General features: G+C 66.3%; 13 protein-coding genes. 8 read left to right on the plus strand and 5 right to left on the minus strand.

The genetic code is table 11. The features are described from left to right. Positions 1–61: 61 nt before the first annotated feature. The 3 genes from THL1_RS00385 to THL1_RS00395 are packed head-to-tail and all read left to right on the plus strand — an operon-like array spanning position 62 to position 3,523. Positions 62–694 carry a thiol:disulfide interchange protein DsbA/DsbL gene (locus THL1_RS00385; RefSeq protein WP_069081424.1) on the plus strand — a complete coding sequence of 211 codons (633 nt, stop codon included), beginning with the start codon at positions 62–64 and terminating at the stop codon, positions 692–694. Between the two features lie 16 nt (positions 695–710). Beyond that, positions 711–1,589: an endonuclease/exonuclease/phosphatase family protein gene (locus tag THL1_RS00390; protein ID WP_069081425.1), complete on the plus strand. Its 879-nt coding sequence runs from the start codon at positions 711–713 to the stop codon at positions 1,587–1,589. Beyond that, positions 1,586–3,523 (plus strand): GGDEF domain-containing protein, encoded by a 1,938-nt coding sequence (locus tag THL1_RS00395; protein WP_069081426.1) that lies wholly within the window; start codon positions 1,586–1,588, stop codon positions 3,521–3,523. Before THL1_RS00390 ends, THL1_RS00395 begins: the two co-directional genes overlap by 4 nt. Before the next feature lie 14 nt (positions 3,524–3,537). Here the strand turns inward: THL1_RS00395 and THL1_RS00400 are convergent, their stop codons facing one another. After that, entirely contained in the window at positions 3,538–4,956 is a 1,419-nt protein-coding gene (locus THL1_RS00400) for a DASH family cryptochrome (protein ID WP_069081427.1), read from the minus strand. A 261-nt stretch (positions 4,957–5,217) separates the two neighbouring features. Between THL1_RS00400 and THL1_RS00405 the strand changes: the two genes are divergently transcribed. Both THL1_RS00405 and THL1_RS00410 read left to right on the plus strand, forming a co-directional pair. After that, positions 5,218–5,811, plus strand: coding sequence for a MarC family protein (locus tag THL1_RS00405; protein WP_069081428.1), 594 nt, complete (start codon positions 5,218–5,220; stop codon positions 5,809–5,811). After that, a complete protein-coding gene (locus THL1_RS00410) occupies positions 5,808–6,587 on the plus strand; it encodes an N-acetylmuramoyl-L-alanine amidase (protein WP_069081429.1) in 780 nt (259 codons plus the stop codon). Before THL1_RS00405 ends, THL1_RS00410 begins: the two co-directional genes overlap by 4 nt. An 87-nt stretch (positions 6,588–6,674) precedes the next feature. On the opposite strand, the gene THL1_RS00415 is transcribed toward THL1_RS00410, so the two are convergent. Then, positions 6,675–8,450, minus strand: coding sequence for a KinB sensor domain-containing domain (locus THL1_RS00415; RefSeq protein WP_069081430.1), 1,776 nt, complete (start codon positions 8,448–8,450; stop codon positions 6,675–6,677). Between the two features lie 13 nt (positions 8,451–8,463). Continuing rightward, positions 8,464–9,810, minus strand: coding sequence for a sigma-54-dependent response regulator transcription factor AlgB (gene algB / locus THL1_RS00420; protein ID WP_069081431.1), 1,347 nt, complete (start codon positions 9,808–9,810; stop codon positions 8,464–8,466). A gap of 381 nt (positions 9,811–10,191) precedes the next feature. On the opposite strand from algB, the gene THL1_RS00425 reads away from it, so the two are divergent. Together THL1_RS00425 and THL1_RS00430 are read left to right on the plus strand one after the other, a co-directional pair. After that, entirely contained in the window at positions 10,192–10,353 is a 162-nt protein-coding gene (locus tag THL1_RS00425; protein ID WP_069081432.1) for a DUF1328 domain-containing protein, read from the plus strand. Between the two features lie 201 nt (positions 10,354–10,554). Beyond that, complete coding sequence (locus THL1_RS00430; RefSeq protein ID WP_069081433.1) at positions 10,555–11,781, plus strand: nucleoside recognition domain-containing protein; 1,227 nt, start codon at positions 10,555–10,557, stop codon at positions 11,779–11,781. Positions 11,782–11,815: 34 nt separating this feature from the next. Here the strand turns inward: THL1_RS00430 and THL1_RS00435 are convergent, their stop codons facing one another. Both THL1_RS00435 and THL1_RS00440 read right to left on the minus strand, forming a co-directional pair. Continuing rightward, positions 11,816–12,859 (minus strand): DUF5924 family protein, encoded by a 1,044-nt coding sequence (locus THL1_RS00435; RefSeq protein WP_069081434.1) that lies wholly within the window; start codon positions 12,857–12,859, stop codon positions 11,816–11,818. 150 nt (positions 12,860–13,009) lie between these two features. After that, positions 13,010–14,698, minus strand: a complete 1,689-nt coding sequence (locus THL1_RS00440) for a Na/Pi cotransporter family protein (RefSeq protein WP_069081435.1) — start codon at positions 14,696–14,698, stop codon at positions 13,010–13,012. 299 nt (positions 14,699–14,997) lie between these two features. On the opposite strand from THL1_RS00440, the gene recC reads away from it, so the two are divergent. After that, positions 14,998–18,243, plus strand: a complete 3,246-nt coding sequence (gene recC, locus THL1_RS00445; RefSeq protein WP_069081436.1) for an exodeoxyribonuclease V subunit gamma — start codon at positions 14,998–15,000, stop codon at positions 18,241–18,243. Positions 18,244–18,387: the final 144 nt, after the last annotated feature.

Here is an 18,387-nt window from a genome sequence, read left to right on the forward strand (position 1 = left end):
CCGCATTGCCGCTGGTCGAATCCTCGCCCTCGCGGCCCTATTACCCGTCAAGGAGTGAAGCATGCGTAACCTGATCCTTTCCGCCATTCTTGCTGGTGCCAGCCTGCTGGGCATGAGCGCCGTCCAGGCTGAAGACATCCAAGCCGGCAAGCAGTACGTCGAGTTGAGCAGCCCTGTTCCGGTGTCCGTTCCCGGCAAGATTGAGGTGGTGGAGTTGTTCTGGTACGGCTGCCCGCACTGCTACCAGTTCGAACCGACCCTCAATCCCTGGGCCGAGAAACTGCCGGCAGACGTCAACTTCGTTCGCATTCCCGCCATGTTCGGCGGCCTGTGGAACGTCCACGGCCAGCTGTTCATCACCCTCGAGAGCATGAAGGTCGAGCACCAGGTGCATAAGGCTGTGTTCGATGCGATCAACAAGGAAGGCAAGAAGCTGGCTACCCCCGAAGAAATGGCCGAATTCCTCGCCGGCCAGGGCGTAGACAAGGACGCCTTCCTCAAGGCCTACAACTCCTTCGCCGTGAAGGGCCAGATGGAAAAGGCCAAGAAGCTCGCCATGGCCTACCAGATCACCGGCGTTCCGACCCTGGTGGTCAATGGCAAGTACCGCTTCGACATCAGCTCCTCGGGTGGCCCGGAGCAGACCCTCAAGGTCGCCGAGCACCTGATCGAGAAGGAGCGCGCCGCGAAATAAGCGGCGCATTCGCCCGATGCTTAAACGCTGGGTGGGTGAACGGGAGGCGAGCCCTTGCGATGCACGGGTGAACCCCCATTCCGAGAAGGGCGGGCTGCCCGCCGACGGTCGCCTGCGCCTGCTCAGCTTCAACATCCAGGTCGGCATCAGTACCGAGCGTTACCACCACTACCTGACCCGTGGCTGGCAGCACCTGCTGCCGCATACGGGCCGCGCCGGAAACCTCCAGCGTATCGGCGACCTGCTCGGCGACTACGACCTGGTCGCCCTGCAGGAGGCTGACGGCGGCAGCCTTCGCTCCGGCTACATCAACCAGGTCGAGCACCTCGCCCAGCTCGGCGACTTCCCCTACTGGTACCAGCAGCTCAACCGCAACCTCGGGCGCATCGCCCAGCACAGCAATGGCCTGCTCAGCCGACTGCAGCCCAGCCTTCTGGAAGACCATCCCCTGCCCGGCCCGCCTGGTCGCGGCGCGATCCTGATGCGCTTTGGCAAGGGCAATGACGCCCTGGCCGTGGTGATGATGCACCTGTCCCTCGGCGCCCGTACCCGCACCCGTCAGCTGGCCTATATCCGGGAGCGAGTGAGTGGTTTCCGCCACCTGGTGCTGATGGGCGACATGAACACCCATGCCAACGACCTGCTGCAGCACTCGCCGCTGCGCGACCTCGGCCTCGTTGCGCCCCAGGTCGAGGCGACTTTCCCCAGCTGGCGGCCACAGCGCTGCCTCGACCACATCCTGCTCAGCTCCAGTCTGACCCTGGAGCGTGTTGCCGTGCTCAGCCAGCCCATTTCCGATCACCTGCCAGTGGCTGTGGACATCCGCCTGCCGGATGCCTTGCAGGCCAACCTGCCCCTGGCCATCAGCGAACCCAAGCGCGGAATCCCTGCATGAGCGACGACGCCCAGCGTTGGAAAGCCAAGTACCTGGAAAGCCTTGAACAGCAGGAGACGCTGGAAAAGCGCTGGGATGCCCGCCTCGACCTGTTGCGTCGCGGCCTGGTGCGCAGCTCGCTGGCCGCCGAAGGTTCCGACAAGGCGGTGGACCAGTGCATGCAAGAGCTGCGCGAGATCATCCGCGGCGAACAGATGGATGCCGGCCTCTCCGCCCTGATCCCGCGGCTGGAAAGGGCCGTGCTGGACTCCGAGCAGCGTCGCCAGCAGCGGCTGGAACAGAACGTCAATGCCTTGACCGGCATCGCTGGCCGCCTGCTTGACCTCGACCTGCCACGGGACGTGCGCAAGGGCCTCAAGCGCTTTGCCAAACAGATCGACGAGCGCGCTCGCCAGCCACGCGATATGCCGGCGATGCTGGCCGAGTTGGGCGTTCTCCAGGGCCAGGCCCTGCAGGCCCTGTCCGAGGCCGACGACTTGGTGGCCCGGCCGGGCCTGCTGCAGCGTTTGTTCGGCAGCGGCCGGGATGACGCGTTGGACGACACGCCTGCAGCGTTCACGTCAGCCGAACCGGTCAAGGAATCGCCTGCCGCGATCGAACCGCCTGCGCGTGAAGCCGAACGGCTGGTGCCCGCAGACGCCCTGCCGGCTGCAGCACCCGAACCGGTACCCGCCGCGATCGAAACCGGGCCGTTAGAGCCGGCAGTTCCAAGCGCTACGCCTGCCGCCCGGTCGCGCAGCAATATCCTCGACAGCCTGCCCCTGGCGGCCTCCATCATTACTGGAGAGGGCAATCCTGAGTACGCCCTGCCGGACCCGCCGGAGCCGGGTTACAGCGCTATTGCGCCCCATGTGGCCGACAGCCTGCGCGGGCTACTCGACGAGCTGGACCTGCCCGCGCACCACCAGCCCCAGGCGCAATCGCTGCGTAAGCGGCTGGAAGGCGGGCTCAACTGGTATGAACTGGTACCCGTGCTGGACGACCTTGGTGTCCTGGTGCTGGCGGTGACTGACAGCGACCACCGCGAATTTGCCGGTTACCTGAAGCAGCTCAATCAGCGCCTGGCGTTGTTCCTCGAATATCTCAGCTCGGCCCAGGAAGGCTATGCCGAGTCACTGGACACTGTCCGAGTCCTGGACGACCAACTGCGCGAGCACGTCAGCGGCTTGCAGGCCAGCGTGCAGGACGCGACCGACCTCGCCCATCTGAAGCAGAGCCTGGAGCAACGCCTCGACGGCCTGCTCAACACCATGAACCGCTACCAGCAGCAACGCGCAACCCGCGAGCAGGAGGTGGGCGAGCGCCTGCGAGTGCTGATGACGCGAGTGGCGACCATGGAGGAAGAGGCCAAGGGCTTCCAGGACAACCTCGAAGCCCAGCGGCAGAAGGCCCTGCAGGACCCGCTGACCGGCCTGCCCAACCGCGCGGCCTGGAACGAGCGCCTGGAAATCGAACTGGCCCGGCAGCAACGCTATGGCGGTGACCTGCTGCTCGCGGTGATCGACATCGACCACTTCAAGCGCATCAACGACGGTTTCGGCCACCTGGCCGGAGACAAGGTGTTGAAGATAATCGCCGGCGAGCTCGGCAAGCGCCTGCGCAAGACCGACTTCATCGCGCGCTTTGGTGGCGAGGAGTTCGTTCTGCTGCTGCCCTCGACGCCCCTGGACGGCGGTCAGCAACTCATGGAGAACCTGCGCTCGGCCATCGAGGCCTGCCCGTTCCACTTCAAGGGTGAGCGTGTCTCCGTCACCCTGTCCGCCGGCCTCACCGGGATGGTCGCCGGGGAACCCAGTGATGCCGCCTTCCAACGTGCCGATCAGGCGCTCTACCGGGCCAAGCACGAGGGCCGCAATCGGGTCGAGCTGGCGGCGGCGCGGGCGTCGGCCGGCCGCAGTGAACCCGACGCACACGGCTTGCCGCAGCCCGGCTGAACCCGTCGGGGCCGTCAGGCGGCGCTGGAGATATAGGGCTTCCAGTTATCCGGAATGTGTTCCAGGCGCGGATAGTCCAGCCCGGCGAATTGCAGTTCGCTGAGCATGAATGGCGTGTGCCGCTGTTCCACCGGCAAGGCGCGCAGCTCGGGGAGCCAAAGGCTCACGTAGGCGGCCTCCGGGTCGTACTGGCGGGCCTGGCGCAGGGCATTGAAGGCCCGCGCGCGGCGCGGATCGCTGGCGACACCGGCAAGGTAGGCCCAATTACCCCAGTTGCTCGCCGGGTCGTAGTCGAGCAGGTGTTCCTCGAACCAGGCGGCGCCGTAGCGCCAGTCCTGTTGCAGGTCATTGACCAGGTAGCTGGCCACTACCTGCCGGCCGCGGCTGGACATCCAGCCGGTCATCACCAGCTCACGCATGTTGGCATCCACCAGGGGCATCCCCGTGCGCCCGTTGCACCAGTGCAGGTAGCGCTCGTCGTGGTTGCGCGGTGCTTGCGCCGTGGCTTTCAGCCCGTCCGAGCGGAACAGCGCGCTGCCATAGCGAAGCAGAGTCCAGCGGAAGAACTCGCGCCAGAGCAGTTCCAGCCATAGTTGCTGGGTGGAATCGCTGCGGCCGCGCTGCGCTTCCAGCCGATGCAGCTCGGCGGCCACCCGGCGTGGTGACAGGCTGCCATTGGCCAGCCAGGGCGACAGCTTTGACGAATACTCGCTGCCGATCATGCCGTTGCGGGTTTCCTGGTACTGGCGCACGCCCTGGGTGTCCCACAAGTAGTCGCGCAGCCGCGCAAGTGCCGCGGGCTCGCCACCGGCGAAGGGAAAGGCGGTGGCCGGCACGCCCAGTGGCTCGCCCAGGCCCAGCCGGGACAGCGTAGGCAAGGGTTCCATCAGGCTCGCCGCTCCACTGGGCAGGGGTGGCAGGGTCTGGGGGACGGGACGTGGCTGGAACACGTGGAGGCGCTCTTCCATCAGGTCACGGAAATGGTTGAACACCGAGGGCAGCTCGTGCAGCGGCCGGGGCAGTTCATCCTCTCGCAGCAGGTTGTTGCCCGGCAGCTCGGTCAGCGGGACGCCCAGCGCACGGCGAACGCCGCGCATCTCGGCGCGCTCGTAGGGGGCCATCTCATCAAGGGTCAGGACCTCATCCAGGTCCAGGTGGTTCACCAGCGTCGGAATCACCTGTTCGGCATGGCCCTGTACCACCAGCAGCCGCGAGCCATGCTGACGCAAGCCCGCATCCAGGGCTGCGAGGCTCTCCAGCAGAAAACGCGCGCGGTGCACGCCCAGCCGACGTGGGCCGAGTGAAGACGAGCGCAGCAGCGCGGGGTCGAAGACATACAGGGGCAGCAGTCGATCGGCCTGGAGGGTTGCCTGCAGCGCCGGGTGGTCGTCGAGTCTGAGATCCTGCTTCAACCAGAGCAGCGCGCGGCGCATAGCGGTCTTCCTCGGTCGGGGTGGTCCCTAACCTACAACATTACATGCAGCTGACATTTCCACCTCGCCGTTCATCCCGGCCGGTAGGCCCCATGTCCGATCGCCCTGCTGGCCACGCGCTATAATCCGCGCCTTTCTTCGCCCGGGCGGCTGCCTGGGGGAAGATTTCGCAACAGGTTCGGCGCCCGACGCCGGGTCCTGCGCGCAGACGCCAGCGCAGCCGGCCATTACACTTCTGCCCATTGGTTGAGGGGAGCTCCCATGGAAATCCTAGGCACTGCCGTCCTGATCTTTCTGGTCACCGACCCCTTCGGCAACATTGCCATCTTCATCGCGGCCCTCAAGGGCGTCGCTCCCGAACGGCGTCTCAAGGTAGCCCTGCGCGAGTTGCTGTTCGCACTCGGCCTGCTGCTGCTGTTCCTTACCTTCGGCGACAAGATCCTCAGCGGGCTTGGACTGTCCCGCGAGTCCATCGCCATTGCCGGCGGCATCATTCTGTTCATCATCGCCCTGCGACTGATCTTCCCGCGTCCGGAAGGCGTGCTCGGTGACCTGCCCGGTGGCGAACCCATGCTGGTGCCGCTGGCCACGCCAGCGGTGGCCGGCCCCTCGGCCCTGGCAGTGCTGATGACCCTGCGCAACACCCACGAGGGTGCGCTGTGGGAACTCTATGTCGCAGTTCTGCTTGCCTGGGCCTGCACCGCCCTGATTCTGCTGCAGGCGGCCTTCCTGCAGCGCTTCCTCGGCGACCGTGGCCTGATGGCCGTGGAGCGGCTGACCGGCATGCTGCTGATCATGCTCAGTGTCGACATGTTGCTCGATAACCTGCAAAGCATCCTTCACCTGAACCCATGAAGACCCTTGCCCTCAGCCTCGCCCTGCTCCTGCTCGGGGGTTGCGCCGGCGGCCTGCGCATCGACGACAGCCACCGTTCGGTCAGCCAGAGCAGCCGCGTACAGTACGTGGTGCTGCACTACACCTCCACCAACATGGAAAGCTCCCTGCGCCTGCTGACCCGTGATGGCGTCAGCAGCCATTACCTGATAGGCGATCACCCGGCGAAGGTCTATCGCCTGGTGGACGAGAACCGCCGCGCCTGGCATGCCGGGGTGAGCGAATGGCAGGGCCGTACCTGGTTGAACGCCAGCACCCTGGGCATCGAGCTGGTCAATGACGGCTACCGGGAGACACCCGCCGGGCGGGTTTACCAGCCGTTCAGCGACGAGCAGATTGAGGCCCTGGTCCTGCTGCTCAAGGACATCGTCCAGCGCCACAACCTGCCGCTGGGCAGCATCATCGGCCATGGCGATATCGCGCCCCAGCGCAAGGTCGACCCGGGCCCGCTGTTCCCCTGGAAGCGCCTCGCCGACGCCGGCCTTGTGCCCTGGCCGGACGCCGGCGCGGTGGCCCGTGAGCAGGCGCGCTTCGCCGTGGCCCTGCCCACCGTCGGCTGGTTCCAGCAGCAGCTCAGCCGCCAGGGCTACACCACGCCGCAGACGGGTGTGCTGGACAAGGAAACCCGCAACGTCATCGCCGCCTTCCAGATGAAATACCGCCAGCGCCTCTATGACGGCCAGCCCGACGCCGAGACCGCCGCCCTGCTGCTGGTGTTGAACGGGATGCCGCACTAGGGGCGAGCCGCTGTCTTACCCGTTGCGCGGACTTCTTTTCTGTGGGGGCGAATTCATTCGCCCCCACAAGGAAGCACAGGGTCGCTCCTACACCGGCAACGTCATATAGAACTGCGCACCCTGCCCTGGCCGCGAATAGAGGCCGATACGCCCGCCGTGCAGTTGCACGATCTCCTTGCACAACGCCAGGCCCAGGCCGGCGCCGCCCTTGCGGTGGCCCACCTGTACGAAAGGCTCGAAGATCCTCGCCTGCTGGCTGTAGGGCACGCCTTCGCCTTCGTCGACAACGCTGAGCAATACACGTTCACCGTGGCGCCGGGCCTGCAGGCGGATATGCCCGCCGTTCGGGCTGTGGCGGATGGCGTTGCCCACCAGGTTGTCCAGCACCCGCTCGATCTGCAGGCGGTCCAGCTTCACCCGTGGCAGCGGTGGGTGCAGTTCCAGCTCGATCTCGATGCCGTGCTCGCTGGCGTGGGCGGTATAGCGTTGGCGCAGCGTGGCCAGCAGCTCCTCCAGGTCGCAGGGTTCGCGCTCCAGTGCCTGCACACCGCTCTGGTAGCGGGAGAAGTCCAGCAGGTCGTTGATGAGCCGCACCAGCCGCTGCATTTCCTCGTCCACGGTCTTCAGCAGGTCGCCTTCCCGGCTCTTGGGGTCGAAGTGCAGGCGCTCGTTGAGCAGCCCGAAGGCCATCTGCATGCCGGTCACCGGCGTCCTCAGCTCGTGGGAGGCGCGCAGCACGAATTCATTGCGCACCCGTTCGAATGCGCGCTCTTCAGTGACATCCCGCAGCACCATCACACCGCCTACCAATCGGCCGCCTTCCAGGCTCACCGGAACCAGCCGCCAGGCCAACAGGCGCTGCTCGCCATCGGCTTCTATCACCAGGTCCTCGGGTTCTTCTTCCAGGGTTTCGCCGCGCAACGCCCGCTGGGCCAGCTCGTCCAGCTCCGGGCGTACCAGCGCCCGCGACAGCGATTGGCCGCCTGGCTGTTCCTCCCAGGACAACTGCCGCTGGGCCACCGGGTTGGCGTGCTGAATGCGGCCCTGGCGATCGAGGATCAGGAGGCCGTCGTCGATGCTGTCCAGTACCGCTTTCAAGCGCTGCTGCTCGGCCAGCAGCTGCTCGATATTGGTTTCCTTGAGTAGCCGCAGGGCCTCGGCCATCCGGCCAAAGCGGCGGATCAGCGCGGCTATCTCGTTCACCGGCGACAGCGGCAGGGTGACCTGGAAATCCCCTTTGCTCACCTGGTCGGCCGCCTTGGCCAGGGCATCGATGGGCTCGCCGAAGCGCCGGGCGATGCCCTGGGCGGTGACGAAACCGATCAGCAGCACCGCCACGCCCAGCAGTCCCAGCAGGCTGGCGATCAGCAGGGCACGGTCGCGCGCGGCGCCTTCGGCGTCTCCCACCACGGTCAGCGAGTGGCGCTGCAACGCGACCATGCTGGTGCGCAGGGTATCCAGGGCGTGGGCGAAGTCGTTGTCGTCGAGCAGACCCCAGCGCAGGCTGGCGGGGTGGCGCACCACGTCGAGATACACCTTGTAGGACGCGGCGATCTGCAGGAAATACTCGCGGGTCTCGGCGTCTGTCGTCGAATCCAGGCCCTCTTCCAGGGCCGTGAGGAATTTCTGCTGTGAGGCCTGCAAGGCCGGCGCGTCGAGTTCCTTGCCCATCAGGTTGACCATCTGGTCGCCCAGGTGCTGGCGCATCTGCAGGCTGATGTCGATGGTGGCGAAGGCACGGTTGATCAGGCGTTCCTGGGAGCCGGCCATCTGCATCACGCTGATAAGCCCCAGCAACAGGCCCACCAGGGCGACGGTGATCAGCGCAGAGATGCTCAGGAACAGTCGCGTACGCAGGCGCATGGCGGCCGACTGTTCAGAGGCCGTAGAGCTTGCGTTTGCGGTACAGGGTCGACGCATCGATGCCGAGGGTGCGGGCGGCCTGGTCCAGGGTCTCGCTGCCGGCCAGCACGCCGGCGATGTGCGCGCGCTCCAGGTCTTCCAGGCTCAGTGGGCCGCCCACCCGCGGTGCATTGGCGGCCGGCGTGTCGCCCAGCCCGAGGTGGCTGACATCCACCCGCTCCTGATTGCAGATGATGCTCGCCCGCTCGACCACGTTACGCAGTTCGCGCACGTTACCTGGCCAGCGGTAGCCCAGCATGGCCTCCGTTGCCTCTTCGCTGAAGGCCCTCGCCGGGCGCCCATAGTCGCTGACGAAGCGCGCCAGGAAACGATCAGCGAGGTCGAGGATATCCTCGTGGCGCTCGCGCAGCGGTGGCAGGCTCAGGGCGATCACATTGATGCGGTAAAGCAGGTCCTCGCGGAAGCGGCCATCGCGGACCATCTCGTCCAGGTCGAGGTTGGTGGCGGCGAGGATGCGCACGTCGGCGCGGCGGGTCACCGGGTCGCCCACCCGTTCGTACTCCTTGTCCTGGATGAAACGCAGTAGCTTGGGCTGCAGGCTCAGGGGGAAGTCGCCGATCTCGTCGAGGAACAGGGTGCCGCCATCGGCCTGGCTCACGCGGCCTAGGGTGCTTTCGCTGGCACCGGTGAAGGCGCCGCGGTTGTGTCCGAACAGCTCGCTTTCCATCAGCTCGGCGGACAGCGAGGGGCAGTTGATGGTGACGACGGATTTTTTCGCGCGCTTGCTCCAGCCGTGGATGGCGCGGGCCAACTCGCCCTTGCCGGTTCCGGATTCGCCAAGAATGAGGATATTGGCGTCGGTGCCGGCTACCTGCCGGGCGGTTTCCAGCACCGCCATCATGGCCGGACTCTGGGAGTCCAGGCCGTCGCCGCCGCGACGCACCTGGCCTTCGAGGGCTTCCAGGCGCGCGGTGAGCTGACGTACCTCCAGTTGCTTGGCCGCCGCCATGCGCAGTTGATCGGGGCTGCAGGGCTTGACCAGGTAATCGGTGGCACCGGCCTGCATGGCATCAACCGCGGTATCCACCGCCGAATGCGCGGTGACGATCACTACGCGCATCCAGGGTGCCTGCACCCGCATCTGCGCCAGTACTTCGAGGCCGTTGTCTTCGCCCAGACGCAGGTCGAGGAAGCACAGGTCGAACACTTGCCGCTGCAGGATCGCCTCGGCCTGCGCCGCGCTGCCCGCCGTGGCCACACTGTAGCCTTCGTCCTCCAGGCAGTAGCGGAATGTCCGCAGGATGGCGGCTTCGTCGTCCACCAGCAGTATTCGTCCCTGGTTCTCGGTTGCCTGTTCCATGCTCTCACTCCATTTCCGAGTCATAGAAAGTTAGTCCAAGAAAAATCGTGCAAGTTGCACTCGCTTTTCCTACGCGCCTTGCAGCTTGCAAGTGTAGGAGACTCGAAGTGGAAGTCTAAGATTTTGATTTTTTCAGATATTTATTCGAATCCAGGGTGGCACAGGCCTTGCGACACTCCACCTACCCGAGCGCCAAAGGGTCTTTCCACCTCTTGTGACCCTTGCGCAACCCAGGGGCGCTCCGCCTGGAACAGGGAGGTTCCGGTTTTTTTCAAACGCGCAAAACCTGCTGGCCCGGCACCGTCGGCCGTGCCGGTGGTCCAGGTGAGGCCGTGCCACCGGCCGGTTCGCGGACCTGTCAAAAGCAGAAGGAGAAACGCCATGTTGAGCTGGGCACTTACTTTCCTGGTCATTGCCATAGTTGCCGCCGTGCTGGGTTTTGGCGGTATCGCCGGGACTGCTGCGGGCATCGCGAAGATCCTCTTCGTCATCTTCCTGGTGCTGTTCGTGGTGTCTTTCATCATGGGACGCCGAGCGCCCTGAGGGTGAGCGGCGGTGGACCGAAGGGCCGGGTTGTTCCGCGTCGGTAGCAGAAACATTTCCGGGGCAACAACCTTTGCTCGCAAGGGCGAATAAGAAGCCCGACCTGGTCAAGGCTTTTTGCTTTTATCTCCCCTCTCCCCTTGGGACAGAACGATTGCCCCCCCGCTAGAATTCGCCTCACTGATTTCTGGGGGACTGCAAATGCTCAACGGCCTGTGGCTGAGCTTCTTCCTGGTGGCGGCGGTGGCCGCGCTTGGGCGCTGGATCGGGGGGGACCCGGGGGTCTGGGCGGCGATGGTGGAAAGCCTGTTCGCCATGGCCAAGCTCTCGGTGGATGTGATGGTCCTGCTGTTCGGGACCCTGACCTTGTGGCTGGGTTTCCTGCGCATCGCCGAGAAGGCCGGCCTGGTGGATATCCTCGCGCGCCTGCTCGGCCCGCTGTTTGCCCGTTTGATGCCGGAGGTTCCGCGTGGTCATCCGGCGCTCGGCCTGGTTACCCTGAGCTTCACCGCCAACGGTCTGGGCCTGGACAACGCCGCCACGCCCATCGGACTCAAGGCGATGAAGGCGCTGCAGGAGCTGAATCCCAGCAATACCTCGGCGAGCAACGCCCAGGTGCTGTTCATGGTCATGAACGCGTCTTCCTTCGTGCTGCTGCCGGTGACCATTTTCATGTACCGCGCCCAGGCGGGGGCCAGCGATCCGGCTCTGGTGTTCCTGCCGATCCTCCTGGCCAATGCGATCTCCACCATGACGGCGCTGCTGTCGGTGGCCTTCATGCAGCGCATCAGGCTGACGGACCCGGTGCTGCTCGCCTGGTTCGGCGGCGCCGCGCTGCTGCTCGGCGGCTTCATGGCAGTGCTGGCCGGTCTTTCGGCGACCGCGCTGACGGCGCTGTCCTCCCTGCTCGGCAACCTCACCCTGTTCGCGCTGATCCTCTGCTTCCTGGTGATGGGGGCGCTGAAGAAGGTGCCGATCTACGAGGCCTTCGTGGAAGGCGCCAAGGAAGGCTTCGAGGTGGCGAAGAACCTCCTGCCCTATCTGGTCGCCATGCTTTGCGCCGTGGGCGTACTGCGGGCCTCAGGCGCGCTGGATCAGCTGCTCGACGTCATCCGCTGGGTGGTCGAAGGCCTGGGGCTGGACAGCCGCTTCGTCGAAGCACTGCCCACCGGCCTGGTGAAACCTTTCTCCGGCAGTGCCGCACGCGCCATGTTGCTCGAGACGATCCAGAGCCAGGGCGTCGACAGCTTCCCCGCGCTAGTGGCCGCCACCATGCAGGGCAGCACCGAAACCACCTTCTACGTGCTGGCCGTGTACTTCGGCTCGGTGGGTATCCAGCGCGCGCGCCATGCCGTGGGCTGCGCCCTGCTGGCGGACCTGGCCGGCGTGTTCGCGTCCATCGGCGTCTGCTACTGGTTCTTCGGCTGATCCGTGGGAGCGAATGAGTTCACCCCCGCAGCGCTCAATGGGGCTTGGGTGGCAGCTCGGACGGGGTGACGCGGAAGCGCAGGGTGCCGATCATCTGCCCGGCCTCGGTCAGTACCTGCACCTGCCAGCGTCCGGCCGGGTTGCCGGGGAAGTTCTGCTTGTGGGTCCAGGCGCGGTAGCCGGCTTCGCGGCCGCCGTGGATATCCAGGGCAATGCGGTCCACTTCGCGGCCGTTGAAGCGCCACACGTGGTAGATGCGTTCGTTCAGTCCGCGCGGGGCGTTGATCGCGGTAAAGGCATAGAGCCCCTTGCTGCGCAGCTCGGCGGCACTGACTTCTTCCACGCCATTGCCCGGCGTGCGCTGGTGGTTGTCGAAGTCGGGTGTTACCGCCACTTCGGTGAGCCAGAGCGTCGCTGGCGGCACCCAGACCCGCGTGACCCAGCCCAGCCCGCCGAGGGCCAGGGTCAGTACCCCCAAACCCAGGACGCGCCACCAGCGCTGTCCACGGAAGACTCCGAGCAGGCTGACGAAGGACAGCGCCACGGCGATGCCCAGCGCCCAGCGGTAGCTCTGCGCGGTGGTTTGCTGGAGGATCAGTGGCAGCGACGCCAGCAGCACAGCGAACAGCGTCAGCGTGTGATAGGCGAGGAACAGCCAGCGGCGTGGCGCCAGGTGACGGTTGTAAACCGGGTCGGTGATCGAGCAGAGCGCCGCCACCCCCAGCAGCCCGGTGAACAAGGCCTGGCCGCTGTTCCAGCTGGTGGTGATGGCGAAGAACGGCAGCACGAAGAACAGGCTTTCCTGGTGGATCAACTGGGTCAGGAAACGCATCAAGGGCGGCGGCAGTTCGATACCGAAGAGTCGCTCTGCGCTGCGCCGGAAGAGGTTTTCCAGCATGAGCCAGAGCCAGCTCACCAGCAGCAGGATGGCGATCACCTTGGCCACCCGCGCGCCCCGCTCCACCAGGAAGAAGCTGGCCATACCCGAGCAGAAGCCGTAAAGCGCGATCAGCCGTGGATGGCGCCGTAGCAGCTCGATCAGCTTGAGGATCCAGGGTTTGAAAAAGGACAGCGGCATCGGTTGCGACAGCGATGAAGGCGAAGGCGCGCAGGATACTGCCGGTCAAAGGTCCTGAGAAGGCAAACGGTGGTCAGCCTGACGGCCTGCTGCTCAGCCCAGCATCGCCGGACTCTGCCCAAGCGGCCTGTGCGCTGTGAAGAGCGTGACTCAGCGGTGTGAGCCGATCTCCGGCTCGAAATAGCGCTGCGGCTCTTGCGGCGCGCGGTCATCCTCCACGGCCTCGGGCGCATCCGGGTTGTCGAGGATGGCGTAGGCGATGGCGCAGAACAGCGAGTTGAGGCGCTTCATGTCGCTGATCAGGCCCAGGTGCAGGGCGCTGGTCTCGATGCTCTGCACCACCTGCTGGTGCAGCCGGGAGACGTGCGTATGCGCGTAGCGCCGTTCGAGGATGCGGAAGCGCTGCTTGGCCCGACGCAGGCGCTTGGCGTTCTCCTGGTCGCCATTGAGGAATACCGAGAGTGACAGGCGCAGGTTTTCCACCAGTTGGTCGTAGAGGCTGACGATTTCCGCCAGCCCTTCCTCGGAGAAGGCACGACCCTGGGCTTTGTTCTTGCTCTGCACGTCGTCGAGCATGCGCTCGATGATGTCGCCGGCCTGCTCCAGGTTGATGGTCAGCTCGATGATTTCGGCCCAGCGCCGACTGTCACGTTCACCCAGGTCTTCGCGGGGCATGCGCGCCAGGTAGAGCTTGATGGCGGTGTAGAGGGCGTCGATGTCGTCGTCCAGGCGATGGATATCCTTGCCCAGCAGCGGGTCGCCGCCACGTAGCAGATGCAGCAGGTTGTTCAGCATCTGCTCGACGATGTCACCCATGCGCAGGGTTTCACGCACGGCGTTGGCCAGGGCCAGGCTAGGGGTATCCAGGGCAGCGGGGTCGAGGTGGCGCGGCTTGGCCACGTCGTCCGGTTGCGGGCGGTCCGGCAGCAGCCAGTCGCAGAATCGCGCCATGGGCACCGTCAGCGGCAGGCAGAGGGTGCAGCGCACGCTGTTGTAGAGCAGGTGAAAGGCAATCACCAGTTCGGCGTTGGAGATCGGCCAGCCGTCGATCCAGTTCGCCAGCGGGCCTACCAGCGGCAGGACAAGGATGCAGCCGGCCAGCTTGAACAACAGACTGCCCAAGGCCACCCGACGCCCGGCGGCACTCTGCAGGCTACTGCTAAGCAGGGCGAGGATACCGCTGCCGAGGTTGGCGCCGATCACCAGGCAGAGCGCTACCTTGAGAGAAATCACCTTGGATGCGGCCAGCGTTGCGGTGAGCAGCACCGCCGCCAGGCTGGAGTAGGAAATCATCGCGAACAGGGCACCGGTCAGGGCGTCCAGCAGCACGTCGCCAGTCAACGACGAGAACAGCACCTTCACCCCCTTGGCGGTGGTGATGGGTTCGGCGGCGGCGATGATCAGTTGCAGGGCGAGGATGATCAGCCCGAGACCGATGCCGACGCGCCCGAGCTGGCCCAGGCGCGTCTGTTTGCGGGAGAGGAAGAAGATCACCCCGAAAAAGATCAGCAGCGGCGACAGCCACGACAGGTCCAGGGTCAGCACCCGCGCCATCAGCGCCGTGCCGACATCCGCGCCGAGCATGATGGCCAGCGCCGGGGCCAGGAGCATGAGACCCTGGGCGACGAACGAACTGACCAGCAAGGCGGTGGCGTTGCTGCTCTGCACCAGCGCGGTGACGCCGATGCCGGCGGCGAACGCCAGGGGCGGACGGCGTACGCTGCGACTGAGCAGGCGGCGCAGGTTGGCGCCGTACACGCGGAGAATGCCCGTTCGCACGATGTGCGTGCCCCAGATGAGCAACGCGACGGCCGAGAGGAGATTGAGCAGCGTCAGCATGGTAGCCCTCCTGGCATTTCTTGGAGGCCGCTGTATCCGTGCGCGGGGAACAGCGGCGCAGTCAGGCGAGGTGTAACGTGAATGTCATCTTTGGACCTTCATGTTCCTGGCTGATTTCAGCTCATCGCCTGATTTTTATGGCACCTGCTGACAAGTAAAGACCGTCGGCGAAGTTTTTGCTCATTACCGATCAATGGCTTGGCGCTGGAAGCTGAGGTGGTTTCCGCAAGCTGGTCCGGGGGCGACTGCCGGCCGGCTCGGCTGCTAACCTGTGCCGACCTTTCGCAAGCGGCGCTCCCATGCTCAACCTCTACCACGCCAATGACCTGGAAAGCCTCGGCGAGCTGGCCTGCATGCTGCTCGCGCAACCCCAACAGGACCCGCTGGCGCCCGCCCGGGTCGTGGTGCCGAGCCAGGGCATGGGGCGTTGGCTGACCCTGCAGCTGGCGCGCAAGCAAGGAATCGCCATGCAACTGGATATCCAACTGCCGGCGCGCTTCGTCTGGGACATTACCCGCCTCGTGCTCGGCGAGCTGCCGCCGCAGTCCGCGTTCAATCCGGTCACCCTCGGCTGGCGTCTCTACGACTGGCTCTGCGAGCCCGACAACCTCGTTCGCGCGCCGCGCCTGGCGCAGTACATGGCGGGTGGCGACGAGCGTCGCCGGCTGACCCTGGCCACGCGCATCGCCGACGTCTTCGACCAATACCTGCTTTACCGTGATGACTGGCTGGCTGCCTGGGAGCGTGGCGAGCTGCTCGATCTCGGCACTGACGAGGAATGGCAGGCGCTGCTCTGGCGCGAACTGACTGCCGATGGCCACCCGCACCGCGCCCGCTTGCTGGACGACCTGCTGACCGGGCTGCACGGCGCAGCCCCCATCGGCGGATTGCCCGAGCGCCTGGTGGTGTTCGGCGTCAGCAGCCTGCCGCCACACCACATGCGCGTGCTGGAAGGCCTGGCGCGCCATTGCGAGGTGATTCTCTTCGCCCTCAACCCGTGCCGCGATGCCTGGGGCGATATCCGTGATATCCGCGAGCTGGCCAGGTTGCCGGAGCCCGCTATCGATGACTGGTATCTCGACGTCGGTCATCCGCTGCTGGCCAGCCTCGGCAAGCAGGGGCGCGATTTCTTCGACGCCCTCTTCACCCTCGGCGGCCAGGAAATCGGCGTGTATGCCGAGGATGAGGACCTGCACGACAGCAGCCTGCTGCGTGCCGTGCAGAACGACATCCTGCGCCTGCGCACCCGCCGTCCCGAGGAGCGCATGGCCCTGCGTGACGAGGACCGCTCCCTGGAAGTGCACCTCTGCCACTCACCCCTGCGCGAAGTCGAGGTGCTGCACGACCAGTTGCTGGCGCGCTTCAAGGCCGACCCCGGCCTGACGCCTGACCAGGTGGTGGTGCTGACCCCCGACATCGAACGTTACGCGCCCTATATCGAAGCCGTGTTCGCCCCCCGCGAGGGCGTGCCGCGCATCCCCTTCAGCCTGGCCGACCGCAGCCTGCGCGCCGAACTGCCGCTGGTGGAAGCCTTCCTGGCGCTGCTGGAGTTGCCGCAGAGCCGCTTCGCCGCCGAGGAACTGCTGGCCTGGCTGGAACAACCAGCGCTGGCCGCCCGTGCCGGCATCGAGAACGACGACTTGCCCCTACTGCGCGACTGGCTGCGCAATGCCGGCGTGCGCTGGGGCCGCGATGGCGCCCATCGTGCACGCCTGGGCCTGCCGGAGGAAGGCGCCTTCAGTTGGCGCCAGGGGCTCGACCGCCTGTTGTTGGGCTTCGCCGCGCCGCCGCAACTGGCCGGCGACGCCCCGCCGCTGCTCGGCGACAGTTGGCCGCTGGACGCCCTGGAAGGCGCGCGCGCGCAACTGCTTGGCCGCCTCGCCGGGTTCGTCCAGCGCCTCGGTGCCCTGGCCGACGACATGGCGCGGCCACGCCCACTGGCCGAGTGGGCGGAAACCCTGCAAGGGCTCATCGACCAACTGTTCGACGAACGCGAGGCCGGCGACACCCTGCTGCTGCTGTCCCAGGTCTGTGGCGCCTTGCGTGAACAGGCCGAGGCTGCCGGCATCACGCGCCCGCTGGAACTGGCGCTGGTGCGTCAGCACCTGGTGGCGGCGCTTGACCAGGGCAGCGGCGCCTCGGGCTTCCTCACCGGTGCCGTGACCTTCTGCACCATGGTGCCCATGCGCAGCCTGCCATTCCGCCAGGTCTGCCTGCTCGGCCTGGACGATGGCGCCTTCCCGCGCCGCACGCCGGCTGCCGGCTTCGACCTGATCGCGCGCAAACCCCGACGCGGTGACCGCGCGCGCCGCCTGGACGACCGCTACCTGCTGCTCGAAACGCTGCAATCGGCGCGCGATGGCCTTTACCTCAGCTTCGTCGGCCGCGACCCACGGGATAACGCCCACCTGCCGCCCTCCGTGCTGGTCAGCGAACTGCTGGAAACCATCGACCTCACCGCTACCGCTGGCGAGCACAAGGCCAGCGAGCGGGTCCTGGTGGCCCATCCGCTGCAGCCCTTCGCGTCGACCAACTTCTCCGGCGGCCAACTGGCCGGCTTCGCTGCGCCCTGGTTCCGCGCGGCCCGGCGTTTGGCGGAAACACCGCAAGCGGCCGCCGCGCCGTTTGCGTTGCCGCTGCCTGAACCCGATGCCGACTGGCTGACCCTGGAACCGTCCCAGTTGATCCAGTGCTTCCGCCATCCGGCGCGCTTCCTCCTCGAACAGCGCCTGGGCCTGCGCCTGGCGAAAGCCGAGGAAGCCCTGGCCAGCGATGAGCCTTTCAGCCTCGAAGGCCCTGCCTTGCGCGGCTTGCGCCAGTTGGCGCTGGATGCCGTGGAACGTGGCTGGTCCGAGGAGGACGAACGGCGTATCGCCCGTGCCGCCGGCTGGCTGCCGGTCGGTGAGGTAGGTCACGCGCTCTGGGGCCAGTTGCGCGGCCCGGTGCACGCCTTCGCCCCGCGCCTGCTCGAAGCCCGGCCCGAGGCGGTGCCGCAGCCGCTGCTGGTGGATATCGAACTGGCCGGTGTACGCATCCACGGCTGGCTGGATGGCGTCACCCCGGAAGGCCTGTTCGGCTGGCGTCTTTACCGCCTCGGCGAATGGGAGCTGGCGCCCTTCTGGCTGCGGCATCTGCTGCTCAATCTGTCCGCCACGCCCGGCATCGCCCGCGACAGCCGCCTGCTCTCCCCGGACGGCGACTGGCAGGCCGGCCCCCTGGCCAACGCCCGCGAACTGCTGGAGCCCTGGCTGCAGGCCTATCGCAAAGCCCTGCTCAGCCCCCTGCCCCTGCTGACCAAGGCCAGCTACGGCTTCGCCCAGGCCTTTCGCAAACCCGGCCGCAAGGAACCGATCGACGCGGCCCGTTCCAAGGCCCGGGTGGCCTGGGAAGGCATCGACTTCGGCCCGGTCGGCGAATCCCAGGACCCCTGGTACGCCCTTGCCTTCCGCGACCGCGAGCCCCTGGACGAGCGCTTCGAGCAACTGGCCGAAACCCTGCTGGGCCCGGCGCTGGATGCGCTGGCGGGAGATGATGATGAGGAGTGACGCCGTGCGCTCTTGTGGGGACGAATCCTTCTGTAGGGGCGAATTCATTCGCCAAGCAGGCCGCAGGTCTGCTCCTCGAAACCCGGCAGTGGCGTTGACTTCCCTCACGCCAACCCTCTCCCACTTTGTCCGATGCAGTCCGGA

Origin of the sequence: Pseudomonas sp. TCU-HL1 (assembly GCF_001708505.1) — a bacterium.
GTDB lineage: Bacteria > Pseudomonadota > Gammaproteobacteria > Pseudomonadales > Pseudomonadaceae > Metapseudomonas.

Coding starts and splice junctions, on each gene's coding strand:
- THL1_RS00440 (WP_069081435.1), bottom strand. CDS start 14,698: ATGCTGACGCTGCTCAATCTCCTCTCGGCCGTCGCGTTGCTCATCTGG.
- THL1_RS00435 (WP_069081434.1), bottom strand. CDS start 12,859: ATGCCGCTGTCCTTTTTCAAACCCTGGATCCTCAAGCTGATCGAGCTG.
- THL1_RS00390 (WP_069081425.1), top strand. CDS start 711: ATGCTTAAACGCTGGGTGGGTGAACGGGAGGCGAGCCCTTGCGATGCA.
- THL1_RS00400 (WP_069081427.1), bottom strand. CDS start 4,956: ATGCGCCGCGCGCTGCTCTGGTTGAAGCAGGATCTCAGACTCGACGAC.
- THL1_RS00385 (WP_069081424.1), top strand. CDS start 62: ATGCGTAACCTGATCCTTTCCGCCATTCTTGCTGGTGCCAGCCTGCTG.
- THL1_RS00415 (WP_069081430.1), bottom strand. CDS start 8,450: ATGCGCCTGCGTACGCGACTGTTCCTGAGCATCTCTGCGCTGATCACC.
- recC (WP_069081436.1), top strand. CDS start 14,998: ATGCTCAACCTCTACCACGCCAATGACCTGGAAAGCCTCGGCGAGCTG.
- THL1_RS00405 (WP_069081428.1), top strand. CDS start 5,218: ATGGAAATCCTAGGCACTGCCGTCCTGATCTTTCTGGTCACCGACCCC.
- algB (WP_069081431.1), bottom strand. CDS start 9,810: ATGGAACAGGCAACCGAGAACCAGGGACGAATACTGCTGGTGGACGAC.
- THL1_RS00430 (WP_069081433.1), top strand. CDS start 10,555: ATGCTCAACGGCCTGTGGCTGAGCTTCTTCCTGGTGGCGGCGGTGGCC.
- THL1_RS00425 (WP_069081432.1), top strand. CDS start 10,192: ATGTTGAGCTGGGCACTTACTTTCCTGGTCATTGCCATAGTTGCCGCC.
- THL1_RS00395 (WP_069081426.1), top strand. CDS start 1,586: ATGAGCGACGACGCCCAGCGTTGGAAAGCCAAGTACCTGGAAAGCCTT.
- THL1_RS00410 (WP_069081429.1), top strand. CDS start 5,808: ATGAAGACCCTTGCCCTCAGCCTCGCCCTGCTCCTGCTCGGGGGTTGC.